Raw genomic sequence first — 1,795 nt, 5'->3', positions numbered from 1 at the left:
CAGCTTGCCTTCTGGGTTACCAATGACGGGCTTTATACGCTAGATTTGGATACAAATAATGCTTCTAAAGTTCTCGATCTGCCCGGAACAGGAACCTGGGGGCCGGGCGGGTATGAGTTTGTCTACTCTCCTGATATGCAGTGGATCGCCTACACAAAGAAATCACCTCGAGGGGCTGTTGACATCTGGATTATGCCCGCCAAAGGCGGAAAATCAATCAATGTGACCAAGCTGAACGCCAGCCATTCCGACATGCAGTGGTCACCGGATGGCAAGTATCTCTTCTTCTTAAGCAATCGAAACGGCAACGGTCTCTATGCGCTTCCGCTCAAGCGTGAAGAGGTGCCGGCTGAAGATGTGCAAATGAAGTTCGATGCGCCTAAAGACAAGGCGGCAGTGAAGTTCGATATTGACTTTCAGGATTCAGAGACTCGTATCCGAAAGCTAGTCACCCTCGATCCAATAGAAAATCTAAAATTAAGCCCTGACGGTAATTTTTATTACCTCTCTAATAAAGAGTTATGGTCCGCATCATATGACGGCAAGGAACTCAAGCGCCGAACCAATATCGGCGGTGTTTCCAATTTCGAAATAACGGCGGACGGGAAGAAGATTGTTCTGATCAAAGCTGGAACGATCCAGTTACTTGACCTAAGTAACGATTCGGTTACTCCTTTTAACTTCATCGCCAACTTTGAAAGAGATACAAGGCTCGAACAGAAGGCCGCTTTTAAGCAATACTGGCGAACGTTCAACAGGCTCTTTTATGATCAGAATTTTCATGGCCGCGATTGGAAAGCTATTCACGACCGATATGAACCGCTTCTCGATGGAGTAGCGGTTCGGCAAGAGTTTGATGAGCTGCTGGTAATGATGGTCGGCGAGTTGGAAGCATCGCACACAGAGGTTTGGTCAAACGGCGGTCCTCAACCGCCAACAACGCCGTTCTTGGGGTTCTATTTCGATTACAGCTATGATGGTCCTGGCATTCGCATTAAAGAAGTGCCGGAGCGCGCACCCGGTTCTTATGCCAAAACACAACTCAAACCCGGCGAGTATGTGATGGCGGTAAACGGCAAGGACATTCGGCTGGATGAATATTTATTCAAAATGCTCAATGATTTTGCCGGAAAGGACATAGAATTAACGGTAAACAGCGTCCCAACCAAATCTGGCGCGCGTAAAGTGACTTACAAGGCGATTAATCCCTTCGAATGGCGGGAATTGGATTATCGCAACCAGATCCAACGAATGCGTGAGGAAGTGGACCGGCTTAGCGGTGGGCGAATTGCTTATGTGCAAATCCCCGGCATGGGCGGTGAAAATCAGGAACAGTTCGAGCGTGAGTTCTATGAGTATGCCGATGGGAAAGAGGCGGCCATTATTGACGTTCGCGGTAATGGAGGCGGAAATGTTGGAGACACGCTTGCCACTTGGCTTGCGGTCAAACCATTTGCCTTCACCACTGCCAGACGTTCCGATATTCGTGAAACTCCCGACCACTCATGGGGCAAACCGACCGTTGTCCTTAGCAACGAAAATGTGTTCTCCAATGGCGAGACTTTTACATACTGCGCCAAAAAGCTTGGGTTTGGAACCGTAATCGGTATGCCCACACCCGGCTATGTTATATGGACAGATGAGTTCGATATGGTCAATGGCTCCGTTGGCCGAATTCCAGGCGCCGGTTATTATCGAATCGATGGCACAACCCTAGAAAACGATGGCGAAAAGCCCGACATCACCGTCGATATGACTTTGGAAGACTGGGAAGCAAAACGCGACCCACAGCTAG

1 protein-coding gene is annotated in these 1,795 nt (G+C 49.0%); it reads left to right on the top strand.

The features are described from left to right. On the top strand, positions 1-1,795 hold a 1,795-nt coding region (locus WCO51_13420), incomplete at both ends, for a S41 family peptidase (GenBank protein ID MEI6514252.1).

This window comes from bacterium (assembly GCA_037131655.1).
Classification (GTDB): Bacteria; Armatimonadota; Fimbriimonadia; order Fimbriimonadales; family JBAXQP01; genus JBAXQP01.
Note: the sequence above shows the minus strand (reverse complement) of the source record. Positions and strands in the feature narration are given on the sequence as shown.